The 765-nt window shown below is 58.7% G+C and carries 1 protein-coding gene; it reads left to right on the forward strand.

Features of this window, described 5'->3' with window-relative positions; genetic code table 11:
- A partial coding sequence (locus tag H2510_RS20550) for an AMP-binding protein (RefSeq protein ID WP_186630127.1) occupies positions 1–765 on the forward strand: 765 nt, incomplete at both ends.

Raw genomic sequence — 765 nt, forward strand, 5'->3', positions numbered from 1 at the left:
TGTCAATCAGATCTCTTGGCTTACTGAGCGATTCGGGTTGGGTGTGGCGGATGTGGTGTTGCAGAAGACTCCGGTGACGTTCGATGTGTCGTTGTGGGAGTTGTTCGGTACGTTGCTTTCCGGTGGGCGTTTGGTGTTGGCGGCACCGGATGGTCATCGTGACAGTCGGTACTTGGCGCAGGTGATTGTTGATGAGGCGGTCACTATGACGTCGTTCGTTCCGTCGATGTTGTCGGTGTTCGTGGCGGAGACGGCTGGTTTCGAATCGGATTCGTTCGGTTCGTTGCGGGTGGTTCTTGCGGCTGGTGAGGCGTTGCCGATGTCGGTGGTGCGGTCTTTCGAGCGTGCTTTGCCGGGTGTGGCTTTGCACAACTTGTACGGTCCGACGGAGTTCACGGTGCATGCGACCGAGGGTGTGGTGGATTCTGCTCTCGGGACGGTGACCATTGGTAAGCCGGTGTGGAATACGCGTGCGTTGGTTCTCGACGAGCGTCTGCATCCGGTGCCTGTTGGAGTAGCGGGCGAACTCTATCTCTCTGGTCCTCAGGTTGCTCGGGGATACGTGGCTCGGCCGGACTTGACTGCTGGCGCTTTTGTTGCAGATCCGTTCGCAGTCTCCGAGGTGCAGGGTTCGCGTCTGTATCGGACCGGGGACTTGGTGCGGTGGACGAGCGGCGGTGAGATCGAGTATGTGGGTCGTACCGATTTCCAGGTCAAGCTGCGTGGTTTGCGTATCGAGTTGGGTGAGATCGAGGCTGTACTCAC

It is taken from the genome of Rhodococcus sp. BP22 (genome assembly GCF_014281965.1).
GTDB lineage: Bacteria > Actinomycetota > Actinomycetes > Mycobacteriales > Mycobacteriaceae > Rhodococcoides.